Source organism: Coleofasciculus sp. (assembly GCF_046565525.1).
Lineage (GTDB): Bacteria > Cyanobacteriota > Cyanobacteriia > Cyanobacteriales > Coleofasciculaceae > Coleofasciculus.
The window spans coordinates 1-5,324 of sequence record NZ_JBKHUP010000208.1 but is presented as its reverse complement, the minus strand read 5'-3'; the positions used below and the strand labels follow the sequence as shown (position 1 = coordinate 5,324).

The 5,324-nt window shown below is 45.1% G+C and carries 5 protein-coding genes; all 5 read left to right on the top strand.

Translation table 11 applies throughout. The annotated features are described in order from the left end of the window. On the top strand, positions 1-3,017 hold a 3,017-nt coding region (locus ACLGGO_RS34965; protein ID WP_446422764.1), incomplete at its 5' end, for a hypothetical protein. A 115-nt stretch (positions 3,018-3,132) separates the two neighbouring features. After that, positions 3,133-3,393: a hypothetical protein gene (locus ACLGGO_RS34960; RefSeq protein ID WP_446422763.1), complete on the top strand. Its 261-nt coding sequence runs from the start codon at positions 3,133-3,135 to the stop codon at positions 3,391-3,393. 85 nt (positions 3,394-3,478) lie between these two features. After that, a complete protein-coding gene (locus tag ACLGGO_RS34955; RefSeq protein ID WP_446422762.1) occupies positions 3,479-3,946 on the top strand; it encodes a YbjN domain-containing protein in 468 nt (155 codons plus the stop codon). A gap of 355 nt (positions 3,947-4,301) precedes the next feature. Further along, positions 4,302-4,562, top strand: a complete 261-nt coding sequence (locus tag ACLGGO_RS34950; RefSeq protein WP_446422761.1) for a hypothetical protein — start codon at positions 4,302-4,304, stop codon at positions 4,560-4,562. A 19-nt stretch (positions 4,563-4,581) separates the two neighbouring features. Continuing rightward, positions 4,582-4,974: a retroviral-like aspartic protease gene (locus ACLGGO_RS34945; protein ID WP_446422765.1), complete on the top strand. Its 393-nt coding sequence runs from the start codon at positions 4,582-4,584 to the stop codon at positions 4,972-4,974. Positions 4,975-5,324 lie beyond the last annotated feature (350 nt).

The following is a 5,324-nucleotide window of genomic DNA, read 5'->3' as shown; positions in this document are numbered from 1 at the left end:
CTGAAGTTGATGCGGAGGGGAAAAATAAAGGCTCAGAACTTGATGCCGATAGTCAAGCCAAAGCCTCTGAAGTTGATGCGGAGGGGAAAAATAAAGGCTCAGAACTTGATGCCGATAGTCAAGCCAAAGCCTCTGAAGTTGATATAGAAGGGAAGACAAAAGGGAGTGAATTACAAACCGAAAGTCAAGGGAAAGGGGAAAGCCTGACAACTGACAGTCAAACCAAAGGGTCAGAATTAGAAACAGACAGCCAGACAAAAGGTGGGGAACTAGAAACCGAAAGTCAAGCGAAAGGGAATGACCTAGAAACTGAAGCCACCGCCAAAGGGAATGACCTAGAAACTGAAGCCGAGACTCAGGCGCAGGAATTACAAGGGGATGAGGCAGGGTTTGAACAAGAGGCGGAGAATACCAAGACCGATATTGAGAATCAGGTTAATAATAAGATAACCGAAATTCAAGGTAAAGGGAGTGAATTAACCACAGAACTGGAAGGAAATTGGGCAGGATTAAAAGGGAATGCCGAGGCATCAGTCACATCTCTGGATAATCAGGCAAGTCAACTCTGTGGACGCTATCAGAGTCAAGCCGAAGCATTGATTCAAAATCTCGATAATCAGGCGGGTTCATCGGCGAATATCCAGGAACAGTGGCAAGCCCTTCAAGCCGAATCACAAGCGGCGTGGACTGATTTTATGGCTCAGGTGAGTCCAGTTACCCAAGGCATTGATCAACAGTGGCAACAGTTTAGTCAATGGGCGCAGACACTCTGGGAACCTCTCCGCCAAAAAGCGGGAGAATTGGCAAGTTGGGTAGAAGGCTTGCTGAGTAATGCGAATACTTGGGTGCAGGAACAATGGGCAGTTCTCCAGGGTAAAGCGGCGGAAAAATGGAATGGCTTCCAAGCATCGTTTACAGGTGCTAAAGGTTGGGTAGACGAGAAGGTTAATAGTACGGAGAATTGGGTTAAGGAAAAATCGAAGAGTACCGAGAATTGGATTCAGGACAAATCGAATAGTGCCGGGAATTGGATTAACGAGAAAACTAATGGCGCGAGGAATTGGATAGGGGAGAAAGCTACCTCAGCCGGAAATTGGATGGGCGAGAAAGCCAATGGTGCGAAGAATTGGATGGGTGAGAAAGCTACCTCAGCCGGAAATTGGATGGGTGAAAAAGCCAATGGTGCGAGAAACTGGATGGGCGATAAAGCACAGGCGGCGGGGAGTTGGATGGGTGAGAAAGCCAATGGTGCTAAAAACTGGATCGGGGAGAAAGCCACCTCAGCCGGAAATTGGATGACTGAAAAATCCAATAGCGCTCGCAGTTGGATTAGTGAGAAAGCCGGGAGTGCGGGGAGTTGGTTGAATCAAACCAGCAATTCTTTATTAACGACACTCAGTCAAAAAGGCAGCAGTTTTGTGTCGGGTATCCGTAATACAGGTAGCTCCATTCTCCAGTGGTTAGGCGGCGAAGTGGGTTCCCTGATTTCGGGTGTTCAAGGGGCAAAAGATGGAGCCGTTTCGGGTGTTCAAGGGGCGATAGGTAAGGGTACGAGTTGGCTTCAGGGGAAAAGTAGTGGTGTTGTTAATTGGGTAGGTGAACAAGGAAGCAGTGCAGTTAACTGGGTGAAACAAGAGGGAAGTCGGGCGAAGAGTTGGTTAGGGGAAAAAGGGAGTAGTGCGACGAATTTTGTTAAGGATAAGGGAAGCGATGCGGTTAGTTGGGTTGGTGACACGAGTCAACGTGTATCGGGTTGGGTACAGCAAAAGGGAAGCGATGCCAAAAATTGGATTGGTGAGACGAGTCAACGTGTATCGGGTTGGGTGCAGCAAAAGGGAAGCGATGCCAAAAATTGGATTGGTGAGACGAGTCAAGATGCATCAGGTTGGGTGCAGCAAAAGGGAACGGGTGCGATTAATTGGATTGGTGAAAAGAGACAAGGTGCGGCGAATTGGGTTAAGGATAAAGGTGCTAGCGCGAAGTATTGGGTACAGCATCCCGGTGAGTTGGGACGGAATTTGTTGCAACAGGCAAAGGATGGGATAAAGGGTGGCTGGGATGTGATCAGTACCGAGTTCGGGAATTTAGGGAGTCAGGTACAAGAGAAGGTTAGTTCGTTATCGGGTTGGGTGAATGATAATCTGATTCAGCCCGGTAATCAGTGGGTGCAGGATCAGTGGGGTAAGCTGCAAAGTTGGATTCAGAAATTTATTCTCAATTTACCCAAGTATTGGGCTGTTTTAAAAGAATTTTATATGGCGAACCTGCGTCCCATCCAATGGGGCAAGGAACCAGAAAAAGAAGGTATAACAACTAAATACGCCTTCGTCAAGAAAAACGAAGCAGGCTGCATAGATTCCGGTGCAGGAAATTTCCACGGGAAGAACGAATACGGCAGCTTAGAGAACAACACTTTTAGTGGTAGTTTTGGATGCTGGCAAAATGAACGTCCAAATAATCAAAACAACGATACCCGATGGGGTATAAAAGGTGACTATCAGCAAATAAAAGGCGAATTAGCCTTGGCTAAGTTAGGAGCTAAGATGTTAGGATTACCACCAGAATTCGTCTTAAACGGTGGCTTAAATGCTAATAGTGCTAGCACTGAATTCAGTATTGGTAGTGATGGTTTTACAGCTGAATTGCCAGGATTTAACTTCGGTGAAGTGTCAGGAGAAATTGGAACTAGAAACTCTAATAGTGATGTTGATCAAACATTTGATATGGGCTTAAATGCAGGTTATGGTTTTGATAAGTTTGGAGTTGGTGGTTTACGTGGTCATTGGGGTGACACGGATAGTGATGGAAACAGGGAGGTTGGGTTTGGTGCTGATATAGGAATTTACGGAGTTGTAGGAGGATCGTTTGATATCAAGACTGAAGATCCATTACGTACTCAACTCATACTCCAATATCCCTGGCTAACCCCCTTGATATTATCTTCTAAAGAGAACATAACTAGGGAGCATCCCCATTTGGCACGTTTGCTCTTGGGGCTAAAACACTTTAATCCCTGATCCTCGTGCCAAAGTAAGCCGCCGAGATAGCGCTGAAGTAGGCTTTCATTTGTATGGAGGGTAGTTCTGGAGTTTGCTTCTATGAAATAAAGTCTATTTACAACAAGTGAACATTATGGAAGATATCAACATTCAAAATCAAACCGACCAAAACCCAACCCCCACCCCCTCTAAAACCTTACAACAAGAATACCAAGAAGCCTTGTTAAAATCTGGCATTCAAGCCGCTAAACTACTGAATGAGTTGATCGAGTTAAAATTAATGCCAGACCCCCGCGCTAAAGAAATGGCTGATTTGGCTTTGGAGGTGATAAAAATAATTCATTCAGCCCCGGAAGAAATTGTCAATTTTAAAGAAAACCATGATCAGCCTTAAGGATTATCTGTAAACTAAGTAAATTGGCAATCCATCAACCATTGTATTAATCCTTTGGCGATACGATGACAGGAAAACCCCCAATGTGACACCTGAAGACATTCCCTCAACACAAGCCATTTTTGCCGCCATCGTCAACTTCTTCACAGAAGACAATTGGCACTATGCCCACCTAGAAAAACAATCAGCCTTACGCCTAGCGTTTAAGGGCAAAAATGACCAATACGACTGTTATGCCCAAGCGATAGAATCACAGCAGCAGTTTATCTTCTACTCCTTATGCCCGATTAAAATTCCCAAATCTAAGCGTCGAGCGGTAGGAGAGTTTCTATCGAGAGCCAACTATGGCATGATTATCGGCAATTTTGAGTTGAATTTCGACGATGGAGAGATTCGTTACAAGACTAGCACTAATGTCAAAAATCACTCTCTTGATTCAGACACCATCAAACAGTTGGTTTACACCAATGTGAAGATGATGGATGAATACCTCCCTGGTATCATCGCTGTCAAGAGTGGAGTGTCGCCAGCCGATGCGATTTCTGACGTTTGAAGGGGAAATTCCAACCTCATAAGAATGGCATTGAATTAAGCTGTTCGGCATTTAAACCATAATGTCAAGAATGGCAAAATCGTTGTAGTGCGAGCATCTTGCTCGCTACCCATTCCCAATTTAAATGCGTGACAGCTTAAGACAAATGGCACTGACTTTAGAGTTTGTAGTAAGTGCTGTCTTCACTTCTGGCACGCTTCGTGCCTACTACGAACCCAGCTTAAGTCAGCGACATTCAGCTTAAGATTGGTGGGCAATGCCCACCCTACGGTATATCAAACTAAGATATGTCAATATCGCTCTTTGGTTACTTTCAACTAGACTAGAACTGTATTGAACCTCTCAGATAAGCAATATGTCTCTTAGCGAACTTTTACCCACTGTTAGTCAACTCTCTCATCAAGATAAACTTCGACTTATCCACTTTCTGCTTCTTGCCGTTGCTAAAGAGGAAGGATGCAGCCTAGAACCTGTAGGCAATAGTGATTCAGCTAATGCACTTTTGAATCAATTGGCATCAACAGAAGCCGTTGTCTGGTCTCCTCAAGCCGATCAGGAAAGTGTTCAAGCCTTGTCGGATCTTTTGGTGGCGGCGCACAGAGAAACTAATGCTTAATGGTCAATGATTCCCTTTCATTGAGCGCACGAATAGCCTTGGACTTTCGAGTGTCATGCCATATTTACCTATCACTCTTGTCAATGGAAGCTGCACTGTCGAGGTAATGGCACTCGTAGATACGGGTGCAAGTGTCAATGTTCTACCTTACGAGATTGGTGTACAGTTAGGGGCAGTCTGGGAAGAGCAAACTGTTCCGATTCAGTTAAGTGGAAATTTAGCTGATCACGAAGCACGAGGCTTGGTGTTATCGAGTATCGTTATGCCGTTTTCGCCTGTCTTATTGGCATTTGCTTGGACTCAATCAAGAGATGCGCCTGTAATCCTGGGACATACAAACTTTTTGGCAGAATTTTATGTGTGTTTTTATCGCCATGAGTTAGCTTTTGAGGTTTGTCCAATAGACAAATGAACACAACAGATGTTCAAGTTTTGGGGCGCAAGCCTTCATTGGTGTCAACTTAAGGTGAAGAGCCAGGAGAGCGGGGGGTGTAGGGGCGGGTTTTACAGATAACTTATGACACCCAACTGATAACTTGACTAAACCCGCCCTTCTCCCATAGCCGGGGAGCGGAAACCCCATAGCTGAAAATTAGAATGGGTAAGGGTTATGGCTTAAGTTGACACGGGCGCACGTCGGTGCGCCCCTACAATTCCAATCCACCAATTAAGGTGTGCCACGCCACTACGGTGAAAAGGCGCAATCTATTTACAGCCGCCAAGTATTTATGCTTAAATACTCTTAGATATGCATCTGCTATA

What these genes read in the sequence shown, in the direction of transcription:
- ACLGGO_RS34960 (WP_446422763.1), top strand. Translation starts at nt 3,133, where the DNA reads ATGGAAGATATCAACATTCAAAATCAAACCGACCAAAACCCAACCCCC.
- ACLGGO_RS34950 (WP_446422761.1), top strand. Translation starts at nt 4,302, where the DNA reads ATGTCTCTTAGCGAACTTTTACCCACTGTTAGTCAACTCTCTCATCAA.